The 15,802-nt window shown below is 69.3% G+C and carries 13 protein-coding genes; 6 read left to right on the top strand and 7 right to left on the bottom strand.

What is annotated here, in order from left to right:
- The first annotated feature begins 148 nt into the window (after nucleotides 1–148).
- Nucleotides 149–2,380: a GumC family protein gene (locus tag LGR69_RS01280; protein WP_230364962.1), complete on the top strand. Its 2,232-nt coding sequence runs from the start codon at nucleotides 149–151 to the stop codon at nucleotides 2,378–2,380.
- Nucleotides 2,381–2,382: 2 nt separating this feature from the next.
- Here the strand turns inward: LGR69_RS01280 and LGR69_RS01275 are convergent, their stop codons facing one another.
- Nucleotides 2,383–3,570 carry a GNAT family N-acetyltransferase gene (locus LGR69_RS01275; RefSeq protein WP_370881342.1) on the bottom strand — a complete coding sequence of 396 codons (1,188 nt, stop codon included), beginning with the start codon at nucleotides 3,568–3,570 and terminating at the stop codon, nucleotides 2,383–2,385.
- Between the two features lie 239 nt (nucleotides 3,571–3,809).
- On the opposite strand from LGR69_RS01275, the gene LGR69_RS01270 reads away from it, so the two are divergent.
- Nucleotides 3,810–4,871, top strand: a complete 1,062-nt coding sequence (locus tag LGR69_RS01270; RefSeq protein ID WP_230364960.1) for a polysaccharide deacetylase family protein — start codon at nucleotides 3,810–3,812, stop codon at nucleotides 4,869–4,871.
- A 46-nt stretch (nucleotides 4,872–4,917) separates the two neighbouring features.
- Here LGR69_RS01270 and LGR69_RS01265 read toward each other — a convergent pair whose 3' ends face one another.
- Nucleotides 4,918–5,253, bottom strand: a complete 336-nt coding sequence (locus tag LGR69_RS01265; protein WP_007563878.1) for a hypothetical protein — start codon at nucleotides 5,251–5,253, stop codon at nucleotides 4,918–4,920.
- 83 nt (nucleotides 5,254–5,336) lie between these two features.
- The gene (locus LGR69_RS01260) at nucleotides 5,337–5,543 is read right to left on the bottom strand and encodes a DUF2842 domain-containing protein (RefSeq protein ID WP_007563876.1); all 207 of its coding nucleotides are present in this window, start codon (nucleotides 5,541–5,543) and stop codon (nucleotides 5,337–5,339) included.
- Between the two features lie 177 nt (nucleotides 5,544–5,720).
- Here LGR69_RS01260 and LGR69_RS01255 point away from each other — a divergent pair, with 177 nt between their 5' ends.
- The 4 genes from LGR69_RS01255 to LGR69_RS01240 all read left to right on the top strand — a co-directional run bounded on the left by LGR69_RS01255 (nucleotide 5,721) and on the right by LGR69_RS01240 (nucleotide 10,691).
- Complete coding sequence (locus LGR69_RS01255) at nucleotides 5,721–6,818, top strand: COX15/CtaA family protein (protein WP_307354565.1); 1,098 nt, start codon at nucleotides 5,721–5,723, stop codon at nucleotides 6,816–6,818.
- A gap of 147 nt (nucleotides 6,819–6,965) precedes the next feature.
- Complete coding sequence (gene trhA / locus LGR69_RS01250; protein ID WP_039903029.1) at nucleotides 6,966–7,649, top strand: PAQR family membrane homeostasis protein TrhA; 684 nt, start codon at nucleotides 6,966–6,968, stop codon at nucleotides 7,647–7,649.
- Nucleotides 7,650–7,778: 129 nt separating this feature from the next.
- Entirely contained in the window at nucleotides 7,779–8,996 is a 1,218-nt protein-coding gene (locus LGR69_RS01245; protein WP_230364958.1) for a glycosyltransferase family 4 protein, read from the top strand.
- A gap of 171 nt (nucleotides 8,997–9,167) precedes the next feature.
- Nucleotides 9,168–10,691, top strand: coding sequence for an undecaprenyl-phosphate glucose phosphotransferase (locus tag LGR69_RS01240; protein WP_230364957.1), 1,524 nt, complete (start codon nucleotides 9,168–9,170; stop codon nucleotides 10,689–10,691).
- Nucleotides 10,692–10,811: 120 nt separating this feature from the next.
- On the opposite strand, the gene LGR69_RS01235 is transcribed toward LGR69_RS01240, so the two are convergent.
- The 4 genes from LGR69_RS01235 to LGR69_RS01220 all read right to left on the bottom strand — a co-directional run bounded on the left by LGR69_RS01235 (nucleotide 10,812) and on the right by LGR69_RS01220 (nucleotide 15,780).
- Complete coding sequence (locus tag LGR69_RS01235; RefSeq protein ID WP_007563866.1) at nucleotides 10,812–11,165, bottom strand: hypothetical protein; 354 nt, start codon at nucleotides 11,163–11,165, stop codon at nucleotides 10,812–10,814.
- A 225-nt stretch (nucleotides 11,166–11,390) separates the two neighbouring features.
- Nucleotides 11,391–13,964, bottom strand: a complete 2,574-nt coding sequence (locus LGR69_RS01230) for a TonB-dependent receptor (protein ID WP_007563864.1) — start codon at nucleotides 13,962–13,964, stop codon at nucleotides 11,391–11,393.
- A gap of 256 nt (nucleotides 13,965–14,220) precedes the next feature.
- Nucleotides 14,221–14,859, bottom strand: a complete 639-nt coding sequence (locus LGR69_RS01225; RefSeq protein ID WP_230364956.1) for a hypothetical protein — start codon at nucleotides 14,857–14,859, stop codon at nucleotides 14,221–14,223.
- A 36-nt stretch (nucleotides 14,860–14,895) separates the two neighbouring features.
- The gene (locus LGR69_RS01220; RefSeq protein ID WP_007563860.1) at nucleotides 14,896–15,780 is read right to left on the bottom strand and encodes an ABC transporter permease; all 885 of its coding nucleotides are present in this window, start codon (nucleotides 15,778–15,780) and stop codon (nucleotides 14,896–14,898) included.
- Nucleotides 15,781–15,802: the final 22 nt, after the last annotated feature.

The following is a 15,802-nucleotide window of genomic DNA, read 5'->3' as shown; positions in this document are numbered from 1 at the left end:
AAGGTTAACGAACCTTGATCATTCCGATGACCAGTCCCGTCGGGCCGGTGCGCAAGCTTTCTTAACGTCCAAGCAACCTTAACGACCTCTAATAGCGCCCGGATGGCATCGCGTGCCGTCCCGTCGGCCTTCGCGTTCAGAGCGTCTCATGTCCCGTATCAGCCTGCGCTCGCCCCACGCCGTACCTGCCACGCGGTCTAGCGCCCGGGACGGCGTCGGCCTGGCGCAGGTCCCGCAGATCCTGCGCCGGTCGATCGGCTGGATCGTCGGCCCGGCCCTGGTTGTCGCGCTGGGCGCGGGCATCTTCGTCAACGTGGTCAGCCCGCGCTACACCGGCGAGGCCAAGCTGATCCTGGAGAGCCGCGATCCGGCCTTCGCCCGCACCGCCCAGGAGCGCACCGACCAGCTTGCGCCGATCGACGAGCAGGCGGTGGCGAGCCAGGTCCAGGTGGTGATGTCGCGCGACCTCGCCCGCGAGGCGATCCGGCGGCTCAAGCTGGTCGGCAATCCGGAATTCGACCCGGGCTCTAGCAGCATCGGCCCGGTCCAGCGCGTGATGATGATGCTCGGCATCGGCGCCAACCCTCTCGACCGTCCGGCCGAGGACCGCGTGCTCGATTCCTATTTCGAGCACCTGCTGGTCTATCCGGCCGGCAAGTCGCGGATCCTGACGATCGAGTTCCGCGCCAAGGACCCGAAGCTCGCCGCCGAGGGCGCCAACACCATCGCGCAGCTCTACATTTCCTCGCTCGAGGCCGACAAGGTCGATACCGCGCGCTACGCCTCCTCCTGGCTGGGCGGCAATATCGACGGGTTGCGCAAGCGCGTCGCGGAAGCCGAAGCGAAGGTCGAGGCGTTCCGCGCCAAGAACGGCCTGGTCGGCAGCGGCGGTGCCACCGGCCAGCCGCTGACGACCCAGCAGCTCGGCGAGCTGTCGAGCCAGCTCTCCCAGGCCCGGATCCTGAAGGCCGACCTCGCCGGCCGAGTGAAGGCGATCAAGGACCTGATCAAGGACGGCCGCGCCTTCGAGATCACCGAGGTCGCCAACAACGAGATGATCCGCCGGATCGTCGACAACCGAATCGCCGTGCGGGCGCAGCTGGCGTTGGAATCGCGCACGCTGCTCCCGGCCCATCCGCGGATCAAGGAGCTGCACGCCCAGCTCGAAGACCTCGACGCCCAGATCAAGACCTCGGCCGAGCGCGTCGTGCGCACCCTGGAGAACGACGCGAAGATCGCCGGCTCCCGGGTCGAGAGCCTGCAGGCCGCCGTCGATGGCCAGCAGGACGTGGTGGTGAAGGGCAATGCCAGCGAGATCCAGCTCCGGGCCCTGGAGCGCGAGGCCAAGGCGCAGCGCGAGCAGCTCGAATCCTACCTGTCCCGCTATCGTGAGGCCGCCGCCCGCGACGGCGAGAGCGCCACGCCCGCCGATGCCCGCATCGTCTCGCGCGCCGTGACCCCGGAACTGCCGTCCTTCCCGAAGAAGCTGCCGATCGTCGGCTTCGCGACCCTGGTGACGCTGATGCTGGCGGTCGGCGGCGTGCTCGCCAGCGCCCTCCTGGCGGAAGGAAGCCGCAGCGAGCGGGACTCGGACACCGCCTTCGACACCTCGGACCGGCGGACCCGCCTCGAGCCGGAGCTCGCGCGCCCGGGCTTCGCCTTCCCGGAGGCGATGCCCCCGGCCCATTGGTCCGAGACCGCCGAGGGCGCCGAGCCGGCCGGGCCCACCGCGCCACCCGCCCCTACACGCCCGCCCGCCGAGGCCTACGATCTGGCGCCGCTGATCGCCCGGATCTCCGCGGTGGTGCGCGAGCCCGGTGACCGCTCCGGACGCAGCGTCCTGGTGATGGAGACGGAAGCGTCGCACGGCGACCAAGCGCTCCACGATGCGCTGGTGCGCGCGCTCGGCCGCAAGGCCAGCCTGGTCACGGTCGATCTGAACGCTGCGCGCGGTCGCTCCGACGAGCGCGGCTTCACCGATCTGATCGCCGGCGATGCGGCCTTCCTGGATGTGATTCAGCCCGCGCGCGATACCGGCCTCCACCGGATCGGCGCCGGCCGGGCCCCGTCCGAGGTGCTGTTCGACGGGCCGGATGCGCTGAGCCTGACCTTCGAGGCCATGGCCGAGGCCTATGATTGGGTGGTCTGCCGGCTTCACGCCGCGCCGGGCGCCGTCGACCTGCTGGAACTCGTCGCCGGCTACATGGACAGCGTCATCATCGCGTCGAACGCCGCCGCCGAGGATCCGGCCCTGGCCGATCTCTACGCGATTGCCGAGGATGCCGGTGCCGGCCAGATCCTGGTCGCGCAGGATCGCTCAGCCGAGCACGTCACAACGGCTGATCTGGCCGGTCCCGAGCTCCGGCTCAACGCCGCCTGAGATCACGACCGGCGCGTCAGCTTCCGCAGGCGCGCCGCGACCGCGTAGAGCCGCGGATCGCGTTTGATCCGGCGCTTCGTCCGAGTGAGCGCCATCCTGGCGACGCCATAGGCTCGGCCGCGCAGGCTCACCGGCACGATCGTCTCGACCAGCCCGATCGTCTCGTCGCAGATGCTCGCCTTGTAGCGGGCCTCGCCGACGCCGAGATCGAAGCCCCGGCGGCCCCTTGCGGTCTGGTCGCCGACGAGATGCTGCAGCAGCAGGTCCCCCGGGCTGAACCGGGCGATCTCCGGGTCCGGATCGAACGCCGTCATCATGCCGCTGAAGCGGTGCTCGCTCACCGCGCCCCCGAAGGTCGCGAGCACACGCCCGCTCTCGGCCAGGCACAGGGCGTAGATCTCCATCGCCGGGTCGGCACCGGAGGCAGCCGCGGCGAGGAATTGTCGGATCGGCTCGGGGGCGTAGGGGTCGGCGACGCCCATCCCGGCAAACCGCAAAGCCTTGTGGCCGAAGAACGCCGCAAGATACCGGGCCGCCTCCTCGGGGGTCTCGGCACGACGATACGCGAGGGCGCCCTTGGCCTCGACCAGGCGCTTCTCCTTCGAGCGCAGCTTCTTGCGCGCATCGGCGCTGAACACACGACGCACGGTCGCGTCGGCATCGGGACCGAGCATCAGCCCATAGGCATCGCTGGCTTCCGGCTCACCGGTCTCCGCGAACGGATTGGCCGCGCCGTCCCACATCCGGGGCTGATGCTGCAGCGCGTAGACGTCGATGCCGGCCGGGCGCCCGGCGCTGATCAGCGCCGCCGTGATCTCGCCCGGGGCGATTGCGGCGGCGTCGCGGGTGGCGAAGAGCGGCAGGTGGTAGTTCGCATGCGTGTCCCCGACGACCCGGGCCACCGTCTGGCCAAAGCGTTGCGTGAGCACCAGCGGGAGCAGGATCCTGGCGCGGCCTTCCGCGTCCCGCAGGACCAGGATGCGCGCCGCCGCCGCCGTGCCGGTCGCCCGCAGGTAGGCCGAGACCCAGTCGAACCGCTGGTAGGGCGTGTGCAAGCTCGCCGGATTGGATTCGAGCCGCCGCCACAGGGCTTCCACGGCGGCGAGATCGGAAAAGACCTCCGCGGTCAGCGTTCCGGACGCGCGTGCACCGATCATGTCCGTTCCCGCCACCTGGACGCCGGTCGCCATACCCGGATCTCTCCGCCGAACCGGGCCGAGCCCGGAGCCAAGCGCCGACCTTGCCGGAGGCGCGCTGAATGAGCCGTGACTCGCGGAGCAGAGTATCCCGACCCAACACTGCAAATCGTGGCTTTGGCTAATACAATCTTCCGGCGGAACTTCTGATCGGGCGGCGATTGTGGGTTTCTTTACCCCGGCCGGTGATCGCTGTACCCGCCCGGGCCGAGCGGCCCGATCGGGTCCGAGTCATGATCTCGTCGCGTGCCAAGCATCGGGTCTTCGCGTCCGGCTTCCGCGCGATCCAGGCGCTCGGCGCCGACCGCTGGCTCGCGCCCGCCGCCCGCGGGCTCGGCGTGATCCTCACCTTCCACCATGTCAGCCCGGACCCCGTCCCGGCCTTCGCGCCGAACCGGCTTCTGAGCATCACGCCGGACTTCCTCGACCGGACCCTGCGCGAGCTCGACGCCCGCGGCTTCGAGGTGATCGGGCTCGACGCGGTGCCGGAGCGGCTCGCTGCGCCGGATTACGGGCCGCCCTTCGCGGTCCTGAGCTTCGACGACGGCTATCGCGACAATGTCGAGCATGCCCGCCCCGTCCTCGCGCGCCACAGCGTCCCCTGGACCCTGTTCGTCACGAGCGGCTACGCCGACCAAAGCGGCCGCCTGTGGTGGATCGAGCTGGAGCGGGCGATCGCGCGGCTCGACCGGGTGCGGATCGCCATCGGGGCACGGAGCCTCGACCTCCCGGCCCGCAGCCCGCAGGAGAAGGCCTTGGCCTTCGAGGCGCTCTACCGCGACCTGCGCCGCGGCACCGAGGCCGACCTGCTGGACCGGATCGCGGATCTGTGCCGGCAAGCCGGCCTTGCGCCGGGCGCCGTGGCGTCCGAGCTGTGCCTGTCCTGGGCCGAGCTGCGCGATCTGGCCCGGGACCCGGCAGTCACCATCGGCGCCCACACGGTCAGCCACCCGATGCTCGCCAAGCACGATGCGGCGACGGCCGCGCGCGAGATCGTCGAGGGCCGCGCCCGGATCGCGGCCGAACTCGGCCGGGAGATCCGGCATCTCTCCTATCCGGTGGGCGATCCGAGTTCGGCCGGTCCCCGGGAATTCGCGCTGGCGCAGGCGCAGGGCTTCGCGACCGCGGTGACGACCCGGCCCGGGCACCTCTTCGCCGAGCATGCCGGCCATCTGCACGCCCTGCCGCGCGTCTCGATCAACGGCTGCCATCAATCCCGGGCGGCACTCGCGGGGCTGCTGTCCGGCGTGCCGTTTCTGGCCTGGAACCGGGGGCGCCGGCTCAACGTCGCCTGACAATCGCTATCGAGGTCGTACGGCGCGTCAGTGGCTGCGTTGCGATTCAACGCCGCCGGCGGTGCCGATAGCTGGTCGAGAACGAAGCGTATTGCCGGCCGCCGCGGCGCGAGCGGTAGCGGCCCTTCCGGCTGGGCGTGTTCTCGACGGCGTCCTCGGCCTGGGGCAGCGCCTCGGCCAGGGCCGGGGCGGCGGCCGCGTCGGCCGAGGCGTAACCGCCCGCCACGTTCCGGGCAGCCGGTCCGAACATCGCCAGGCACTGGTTGTAGGCCAGATCGTTCTTCAGGCGCTCGCACTCGCCGATCGAGCGCGGCGTGCCCTGCGCGAGGGCGGGAAACGGCGCGACCAGCACGACGAGTGCGGCCAGATGCTTGAGACGCATGGGCAAGCGATACACGAACGGGGGATCTCGAAATCGGGTCGGACGCTTCTGGCGACCGAGTGCGGCGAAATCGAGGGGTCTGCTCAGCTGTCCGGCCGTTCCATCCAGCGGATCAGCGGCATCAGCGGGAAGATCCAGGCGATGCCGAGGATCGAGTAGAGCACGGCCTGAATGGCCGCCGGCGTCTCGGCGATGCGGCTGTCGGCCAGCGCCATCGCCAGCGGTCCGTAGAGGCAGACGAAGGCCAGCATCGCGACCGTGCCGATCAACGTGCGGGTGCGGCGGCGCATCACTTCTACAGCCTCGTCTCTCCCTGACGGGAGACGGCTACCGCTCGCAGGCCCGGTTGGCAACGCGCGCAGCGCCGCGGGCTGCGGCGCCGCCGACGTTGCCCGCATCCCGCGCTTCCCCTAACGCGTCGCGAGGGCCGGGACATCCCGGCAACCGCGGAAGGGATGCGCGTGGTGATGAGAGTCTCGGGCGACCATCGATCGAGCACCGTGCGGGCCTGGCTCTACCTGGTGGCCGCCCTCGTGGTCGCCATGGTGGCGGTCGGCGGCGCCACGCGCCTGACCGGGTCCGGCCTGTCGATCACCGAATGGCGCCCCGTGACCGGGATCGTCCCGCCCCTGTCGGAGGCGGACTGGGCCGCCGAGTTCGCCAAGTACAAGGACACGCCGCAATACAACATCCTCAACCAGGGAATGGGGCTGTCGTCGTTCAAGGTTCTGTACGGTTGGGAGTGGGGCCATCGCTTGCTCGGGCGGCTGATCGGCCTGGTGTTCTTCCTGCCGCTGGTCGTCTTCTGGTGGCGCGGCATGATCAGCCGTCGCCTCGGACTCGGCTTGCTCGGCCTTGGGATCCTGGGCGGGTTCCAGGGTGCGATCGGCTGGATCATGGTCGCCTCGGGCCTCCAGCCCGGCATGACCGCGGTGGCGCCGCTGAAGCTGGCGCTCCACCTCACCATGGCGAGCCTGATCCTGGCCGGCCTGGTCTGGCTCGCGGCCGGTCAGCGCGACGACACCATCGATCCGGCGCCCGACCGCATCCGCGTCGTCGCATTGCTGCTGCCGGCTTTGGTGCTCGCGCAGATCTTCCTGGGCGGCCTGGTCGCCGGGTCGCATGCCGGCCTCGTCTACAACACCTGGCCGAGCATGGATGGCGCCCTGATCCCGCCGATAGACAGCCTGTTCGCGATCCAACCCTGGATCGAGAACTTCGTCGACAACCACGCCCTGGTCCAGTTCGACCACCGGGTGACCGCCTACCTGATCGTGGTCGTCGCTGTCCTGCACGCGATCGACGCCCGGGTGAGCGGACCGGCCGGCGCGGCCGGGCGCGCCGCCGGCGTCGCGGTCCTGGCCCTGGCCCAGGCCGGGCTCGGCATCGCGACCCTGCTTCTGGCCGTCCCGCTCTGGGCTGCGCTGGCGCACCAGATCCTCGCCATGGCGGTGCTGACCATGGCGGTGGTCCATGCCCGGCTGAGCCGCGGCACCGGCCTCGCCCGGCCGGCCGCGCGGGAGCCGGCGCTCGGTTTCGAGGGATTAGTCGGCCGCGGGGCGTGAGGTTGGCTGTGGCGATGTAGCCGCGGGCAACAACACTTTTACCACGCGGCACTAGAACCTTGGGATAAACTCCGCATCAGCACTTTGCATAGGGAACGGTTGAGCGCTTTTAAGCTTTAGGATGCAGGCGTAGCAGGAGGCTTCATGATGTCTCTCGCGGAGGATGGTCGCCCGCTGACCCTGACGTGGCATTACACGCCGCGCGAGATCGTGGCGGACGGTGTGATCCACGGCCTCGGTGTCGTCCTCGGCCTCTCCGGCGCGGTGGCGCTGGTGGCCACGGCCCTCACGGCCCATCTGGGCTTCGGCGAGCGGGCCGCCGTCGTGCTCTACGCCACCGCTCTGGTGCTGATGCTCGGCGTCTCGGCCGTGTACAACCTTTATCCGGTCAGCCCGCGGAAATGGCTGTTGCGCCGGGCCGACCACGCGCTGATCTACCTGATGATCGCCGGCACCTACACGCCGCTCGTGGCGCTGGTCGGCTCCGGGACACGCGCCTACCTGCTGCTGGCGGTGATCTGGCTGGTCGCCCTGGTCGGGATCGCGATCAAGCTGTTCATGCCCGGCCGGTACGATCGCCTGTCCATCGGCCTCTACCTGATGCTCGGCTGGAGCGGTTTGCTCGCCTACGAATCGGTGATCGCCGCCCTGCAGCCGACCGCCCTCTGGCTGCTGGCGATCGGCGGGATGCTCTATTCGGTGGGCGTGCTGTTCCACGTCTGGCGGACGCTGCCGTTCCAGAACGCGATCTGGCACGGTTTCGTGCTCGCCGCGACGGCCTGCCATTACGGCACGATCTGGGCCAGCTTGAACGGCCTCGCGCTGACGTGAATTGATACACGGCAGTAAAACTCCGCTTACCTTCCTTCTGAAAAGGCCGGTTGAGCGGAGTTCCGTTTAAGTTTACTGCGACGGTTGCTGCACCACACTCCTGGGACTGTTATTCCCGGGAGCGATACCGTGGCTGCGAAGCCGACCGAGACCCGACCAGCCCAGCGCCACCGCATCCTGCACGTGTTCCGCGCGCCGGTCGGCGGGCTGTTCCGCCACGTACTGGACCTCGCCCGCCTCCAGGCCGCGGCGGGGCACGCGGTCGGCATCGTGTGCGACGCGACCACGGGCGGCGAGCGCGGTGCCCGCGCCCTGGCCGACCTGGCGCCGTCGCTGGATCTCGGCCTTCTCCGGATCCCGATGCGGCGCAACCCGCACCTGTCGGACTGGACCTGCCTGCGCGCGGTCGCGCGCCGGGCCGGCGAGGTCGGCGCCACGGTGCTCCACGGCCATGGCGCCAAGGGGGGCGCCTATGCGCGGCTCGCGCCGGCCTCGGCGATCCGCGCCTACACGCCCCATGGCGGCAGCTACAATTACCGGCCGGGCAGCGCGCTGCACCGGACCTACATGGCCGCCGAGGCCGTGCTAGCCCGCCGCACCGACGCGTTCCTGTTCGAGAGCGCGTATGTCGCCGAGCGGCACCGGGCCTTCGTGGGCGGCCCGGAGCAGGTGACGCGCATCGTCCATAACGGCATCGCCGAGGCGGAGTTCGCCCCGGTCCCCCTGGCCGCCGATGCCGCCGACCTGCTCTATGTCGGAGAGCTGCGCGAGGCGAAGGGCCTGCCCTACCTGCTCGACGCTCTGGTCCGGCTGCGCCAGGAAGGTCGGCCGCTGCGGCTGCTGATGGTCGGCTCGGGTCCCGATGCCGAGAGCCTGCGCGCCATGGTCGAGCGGCTCGGCCTGTCCGACGCGGCGTCCTTCGAGCCGCCGCAGGCGATCCGCTCGGTCCTGGCCCGGGGCCGCATCCTGGTCGTGCCGTCGCTCGCCGAATCCCTGCCCTACGTGGTGCTGGAGGCCGCGGCCGCTGCCCAGCCCCTCGTCGCCACCCGGGTCGGCGGCATTCCGGAAATCTTCGGCGCCATGGCTGGCGATCTCGTCCCGTCCCGCGACGCGGACGCGCTGGCCGGCGCGATCCGCCGGGTGCTCGACGAAGCCCCGGACGTGCTGGCCGCGCGCGTCCGCGCGCTCAGCGAATCCATCCATGAGCGCTTCTCCCTGGAGCGGATGGGGGCCGACGTCATCTCGGGCTACGCCGCGGCGTTCCAGGCCCGCGAGACCCGCCTCAGGGTCGGATCGGGCGCGGCCACGCAGGAACGGGCCGCCGCGATGCGAGCCACGCGAACGTGATCCCCAAGGCGAGAACGCGTCTCGGGACGTAGACCCGGGCGAGCTCGCCTTGACAGTTTTCTATACCGGCCCGTGCCAGGGTCCAGGCTCAGTAACTCATCTGTTTCCGATGATCGGAAAGCGGTGAGACTCCTACAGACCCGGGGGCCTTGCCTCGGGAGGAACCGATCGATGAGCGCGTTCGACATCCGCGACCTTCTCGAGGCCACCGGCCCGCTGGACGGCCAGGCCGCCGTGGCGCGCCTTGGCGGTTCGGTTCCGCCCGCGGACCTGCAGACGCACGCGCCGACGGCGATCTCACCGGTCGTCGTGGCCGGGCTGGTGCGGGCCGCCGAACTCGCCCTGATCTTCGGTCTGGGCGCATTGCTGCACCTGCTGATGCTGCGTGGCCGGGTGCCGTTCGGGCTGACCTATGCCGGCGTGATCGCGCTGGTCGCCGGCCTCACCGTGGCGCTGGTCCAGGCCGCCGGCGGTTACCGGATCTCGTCCTTCCGGGCCTTCCCCAAAGCGGCGATCCGGTTGGTCGCGGCGTGGTCGATGACCTTCCTGATGGTCGCCGCCATCTTGGTGCTGGCCAAGGTCGCCGATCATTATTCGCGCCTGTGGCTCGCGGCCTTCTACGGCACCGGGCTCGCCGCCCTCCTAGCCGGCCGCTTCGCGTTCGCCCGGGTGATCGAGGTCCAGACCCGGGCCGGCCGGTTCGACCGCAGGACCGCGATCGTCGGCGGCGGCAAGCCGGCCGAAGAGCTGATCGCCGCCCTCGAGAAGCAGAGCGACAGCGGCATCCGCATCGTCGGCGTGTTCGACGACCGCAACGCCGACCGGTCCTCGGACGTGGTCGCCGGCTATCCGAAGCTGGGAACGGTCGACGATCTCGTCACCTATGCTCGGCATGCCCGGCTCGACCTGATCGTGTTCACGATCCCGATCACCGCCGAGGCGCGGATCCTCCAGATGCTCGCGAAGCTCTGGGTGCTGCCGATCGACATCCGCCTGTCGGCCCACGCCGCCAAGCTGCGGCTCCGCCCGCGGAGCTACTCGTATCTCGGCTCGGTGCCGGTGCTGGACGTGTTCGACCGGCCGATCGCCGATTGGGATGTGGTGCTGAAGGCTTTGTTCGACCGCTGCGTCGGCCTGATGATGCTGCTGGCCCTGTCGCCGCTCATGATCGCGGTGGCTCTGGCGGTGCGGCTGACCTCGCGCGGGCCGGTGCTGTTCCGGCAGAAGCGCCACGGCTTCAACAACGAGCTGATCGAGGTCTTCAAGTTCCGGTCGATGTATGTCGACCAGTGCGACGCCGGCGCCGACAGGATGGTCACCCGCGGCGACCCTCGGGTCACCCCGGTCGGGCGCTTCATCCGCAAGACTTCGCTGGACGAGCTGCCGCAACTCTTCAACGTGCTGAAGGGCGACCTGTCGCTGGTCGGGCCCCGTCCGCACGCGCTGCAGGCCAAGGCTGCCAACACGCTCTACGATCAGGTGGTCGACGGCTATTTCGCCCGTCACAAGGTCAAGCCCGGCATCACCGGCTGGGCGCAGGTCAATGGCTGGCGCGGCGAGACCGACACGTCGGAGAAGCTGCAGCGGCGCGTCGAGCACGACCTGTTCTACATCGAGAACTGGTCGGTGCTGCTCGACCTGCAGATCCTGATCACGACGCCGTTCGCGCTGTTCAGGACCGAGAACGCGTATTGAACGCGGGTCTTACACCCGTACTTCCGACCTCTCACCCCGGGATGGGGTGAGAGGTCGGAAGATAGCGCGGCCTCGCCTGACGTTCAGCCAAGACCGCTGCCAGATGGACTCTGAGACAGACTACGGCAGGGCGCCGGCCTTCTCCTTGGCCTGCATGATCGTGTTGCGGCAGGCCTCGGCATTGCCGGCCTTGTCCTCTTCCGCGGCCTTGGCAACCAGGCGCTTGGCCTCGTCGACGCCCGAGGCGGTCGGCTTCACGGCGGCGTCGCTCTTTGTCAGGGCCGGCGGGGTCGCGAGCGCCTTGTCGGAATGCGACGAGGTCGTGCCGCCGGGCGGGGTCGTGCCGGTCACCGAGGCGGCGCCCGCGCTGTCGAGGCGCTTCTGCAGCGTGGACACCTCGTCGGCGCAGGGGGTCGCCCAGGCCGGGGTGGCGGCTGCGAGAGCCAGGGCGGCGACGGCGAATCTCATCATCATCGGGGCGTTTCTCCACGTCGTTCAGGGCGCGCCCGGCCGCGACCCGCGGGGATCGCCGGGGGCCGGCCGGAGCGTCGATCGCTCCCGGAAGAGACGCGGGGGGCGAAGGCGCGTTCCTGAGACGTGAGGCCGCACGGCGTTCGGTCTCGGGGCCCCGGAAACGCGAAGGACGCCCCGCCCGGTCCGAAGACCGCGCGAAGCGCCCTGCTTTGATGGAATGGTGCGTCAGTACTTGCGGATGATCGGCTCTGCCGACATCGGCACCGGGTCGGCCCCGAAGGCGTAGCGGATGCCGGCATAGACCGAGAAGGGCTGCGACAGGGTCGTGGTCCGCGGATCGCTGATCCGTAGGTTGCCGGCCACCGCGCCCGGCTCGGCGAAGGTGCCGAACGTGGCGTAGCGGTTGTTGGTCAGGTTGGTGATGAGGCCGAAGACCTCGAGGTTCTTGGTGACCTGATACTTCGTCTGGAAGTTCATGACGTAGTAGGGCGGCAGCTTGCGGTTCAGGTTCGACTCGTCACCGCGGAAGTAGGACGACGAGAAGGCCTGGAGGTAGAGGCCGAACTGCCAGTCGGGGGTGATGAAGTAATCGAACCCGGCCTTGAACTGGTGCGTGGGCACCAGCGGCACGACGTTACCCTTGCGGACCTCGATCGCCCCATCATCCGAGAGCGGGTTGTTGGGCGAGGAGAGCGTGCCGTTGAACTGGAAGGTGGCGTCGATCAGCGCGTAGTTGGCGTAGACCCGCAGGTAATCGGCCGTGTACTCGCTGCCGACCTCGATGCCCTGACGCTGGGTCGAGGGCACGTTCACGAAGTAGGCGCGGGCGGTGTTGCCCGGGGTGGCGAGCGACAGGATGTCGTTCGACAGGTCGGTGCGGAAGGCGCCGATCTTGTAGCTGATCACACCGCCGTCATAGGTGTTCGGCAGCGCGCCGCGGAAGCCGACCTCGTAGGTCCGCCCGGTCACCTGCTTGAGCGGCGGATCGGCCACCAGCGAATTCGGCAGGAGGCACGGCCGGTCCGGGTTCGAGCAGGCCAGCTCCAGCGGCGTCGGCGCGCGGTTCGATTCCGAGTAGCTGCCGTAGAGGTTCAGCGCGTCGGTGAAGCGGTAGGTCAGGCCGGCGACCGGGTTGATCTTGTTGTAGTAATGCGTGCCGGTCACGTCCGGCGAGAAGCCGGTGAGGTCCTCGCTCTGGATGCGGGCGAAGTTGAGCCGTGCGCCCGCCGTCAGCGACAGCCGATCGGTCACGTCGAGGGTGTCGAGGGTGTAGAGGCCCATATACAGGTTCGAGCCGTTGACCGAGCTCGGGGCGATCCCGAGCGCCCCGGCGGTCCGGAGCTGGGTCGTGCCCAGGCCCGGGATGTTGCCGTAGAACGGGTTGCTCGGATCGGTGGTGATCGACAGGTTCGGATTGATCACGCCCAGGGTGCTGGACGACTTGAACGAGTAGTTCGCGGCATCGATGCTGCCGCCGACCACGAAGGAATTCGGCAGGCCGAACACCCGGTCGCGGTTGGCCGCCTGGATCGATCCGCCGAAGCCCGTGGCCTCCGTGTTGGTCACGTCGAGCGTGCCGTACGGGATGCCGGACCGGAACGGGATGCGCTGATTCTGCTGGCCCAGCATCAGGAACTGATTGCGGAAGGCGAGCTGCGTCTGGCCGGCGGCCGGGCTGAAGCCGTCATCCTCGAAGCAGAGGTTGCCGCGGAAGCTGGAGCGGGTGCTGCAATTCTCGAAGTTGCCGTCGTTGCCGTCGACATAGGTCTGGCTGAAGCGGCGGAAATAGGCGTTGCCGGCGAGATCCCAGGTCGGCGACACGTCGACCCGGCCGGTGAGCTGGAGGGTGCCGACCTCGGTGGTGGTGGTCTGCGGGTAGGTGAAGATCGCCCGCGGGTCGCGGTGAGTGAAGTCCACCGGCGTCGCGGCGGCGGCGCCGAAGAAGCTGCGGGCGGCGAGCCCGATCAGGTGGAACTCCGAATCCTGCGAGCGGTAGCCGATATCGCCGTAGAGCCGGCCGATCGTGCTCGGGCTCTCGTAGCGCCAGCCGCGGTCGTTCAGGCCGTCGCCAGTGAAGTAGACGCTCCACGGGCCGGAGACCTTGCCGTACTCCACGTAGCCGGCGGTGCGGGCATCCGAGCCGCCCCAGGCCGAGATCTCGGTGCCCTGCCAGGTGAAGCCGTTCTTCATCTGGATGTTGACCGCGCCGCCGAGCGCGTTGAGGCCGAAGACCGGGTTGCCGGTCACCACGTCGATCCGCTGGATCGCCTGCGGGGGGATCAGGTCGAAATTGACCGTGTCGCCGAAGGCCTCGTTGATGCGCACGCCGTTCTGGTAGACGGCCAGGCCCTGCGGCACGCCCTGGACCGGCGAGACGGTGAAGCCGCGATAGGTGACGTCGGGGCGGTTCGAGTTGCCCTGCGAATCCGACAGGTTGAGGCCGGGGGTGCGCCGGGCGAGGGTCGCCACGACGTTGTCGGTGCCGCGATCGACCGTGATGTCGCTGGCCGTGACGGTCTCGACCGTGCTGGGGATCTTGTAGAGCGGCTGCTCGCTGCCGCGCAGGCGGACCGGGCCGATCGGCGGCGGGGCCGAGCCGGCGGGCTCCAGGCCGCCCGGGCCGTTCAGGTTCTGGACGCGGCTCGAATTGCCGCCGCCCGACCCCACCGGCGTGGTCGAGACGACACTGATCTCACCCAGCGTCACGGCATTCTGCGCCTGCGCGGCGCAGGGCAGCATCGCCCCGCCCAGAACCGACGCCGACGCGACCAGGCTGCTCCGAAGCGCCCTCAGTGACATCCCAATCCCCTTGCCGTGAACCCGCGCTCGTTTCAGCCGAGCTTGAGGTCACTCTTGGCGGGCAAAGGAAAAGGACACAATTGATCGGACACCACGCGCGGCCGGTTTCAGCAACCTTTCGGAAATACCGATATCGAACGCCGGTGCACGTGATTTAACGGCAACAGTTTCGATAACGATTTCAGAGGCTTAGGGAAGTTTCGGCAAGCATCCTGGGATGAATCGGCAATCCGCGCATGCCGGTCCGGCGCCGCCCTCAGAGCCGCGCCTGAATCATCCGGGCGATCTCCCCGAGCCGCTGCTCGAGCAGCTGCGGCACCTCGCAGACATAGGTCAGCGACTGGCTGCGCTCCTGGAAGATCCGCCGATCCCAGGCGAACTTGGTCTCCAGCTCCGACTGGTCCTTGGGCAGCTCGGTGGCGTCGGTGGCGCTCGGCGCGTCCTTGGTCTGGCTGATCTTGTCCGCCTCGTCGCGGATCCGCTCGGCCATCCGGCGCTGGCCCTGGGCGTAGCGGGCGATCCCGCCCATGACCTTGTCGCGCTCGCCGTTGATGACCTCGAAGACGCCCGCGTAGACATGGGTCAGCGACTTGGCCTTCGCGTCCTTGTCGGCCCCGAGCTTCGCCACGAAGGCATCGAGCAGCGGCCCGACCTCGGACAATTCGGTACGGCGGGACGCGATCTTCTGGGCGAGCACCGCCGCGTCGTTGTCGCTGCCCCAATCGCCGGCCGCGGCGATATCCGGCCCGGTCCAGAACTGGCCGGGGCTCAGGGTCGCGACCTTCCGCTGGACGCAGGGCCAGTCCGGGTCCTGCCGCGGCTGGGCGAGGACCGGCCCGGCCGTCAGCGCGAGGCCGAGGGCGGTGGCGAGAAGGCGGGCGGGAATACGGGTCATCGAAGGGTTTCCAAAATCATCACGCGATCATGGGAGCTAGGTGTTATCGCCGGCCGGACCGCCGCGGCGGGCCATGATGCCGCGACCGGGATCGTAGGCGACGACCGCCATCCCGAAGAACGCGAGGGCCACGCCCACGACCACCGCGCAGGCGACCGGCTCGAACTGGACGTAGAGGGCGAAGCGCACGAGCTGGACCGCGTGGCTGAACGGGTTCAACTCGCAGATCCAGTAGAGCGTTTCCGAGGATTCCCGGATCCGCCACAGCGGGTAGAGCGCCGAGGAGGCGAAGAACATCGGGAAGATCACGAAGTTCATCACGCTGGCGAAGTTCTCGAGCTGACGCACCAGCGACGACAGGAACAGGCCGATCGCGCCCAGCATCAGCCCCGAGGCCAGGAAGGCCGGGAGCGCCGCCAGGTATCCGAGCGGCGGAATGTCGGTCTCCCAGAAATACGCCACCGCCAGGAACGCGTAGGCCTGCACGATCGACACCGAGACACCGGCGATCAGCTTGGCGAGCAGCAGCAGCCAGCGCGGATAGGGCGAGGTCAGCAGCACCTTCATGGAGCCGACCTCGCGGTCGTAGACCATCGAGAGCGAGGATTGCATGCCGTTGAACAGCTGGATCATCACGGCCAGCCCCGGCACCACGTAGACCTCGTAGAGCACGTAGGTCTGGTAGGGCGGCTCGATCGAGACCCCGAGCGTGTTGCGGAACCCCGCCGCGAAGATGAACAGCCAGACCAAAGGCCGGACCAGGGCCGAGAAGAACCGCTCCTTCTGATTGAAGAAGCGCAGCAATTCCCGCCGGACGATGCCGCCGAGGCAGATCAGGTAGCCGACCGCATCGAGCCGGCCCATCCGGGCGGTTTTCTGGGACGGGGTTGCCGGGACGGCCGTGGCGAGGGGAGGCGTCATGTGAGCTGACCCATGCACAGGC

The sequence above is a fragment of the Methylobacterium brachiatum genome (genome assembly GCF_020523825.1).
In the GTDB taxonomy this organism is placed as follows: Bacteria; Pseudomonadota; Alphaproteobacteria; order Rhizobiales; family Beijerinckiaceae; genus Methylobacterium; species Methylobacterium brachiatum.
This window is presented reverse-complemented; position numbering and strand designations above follow the sequence as displayed.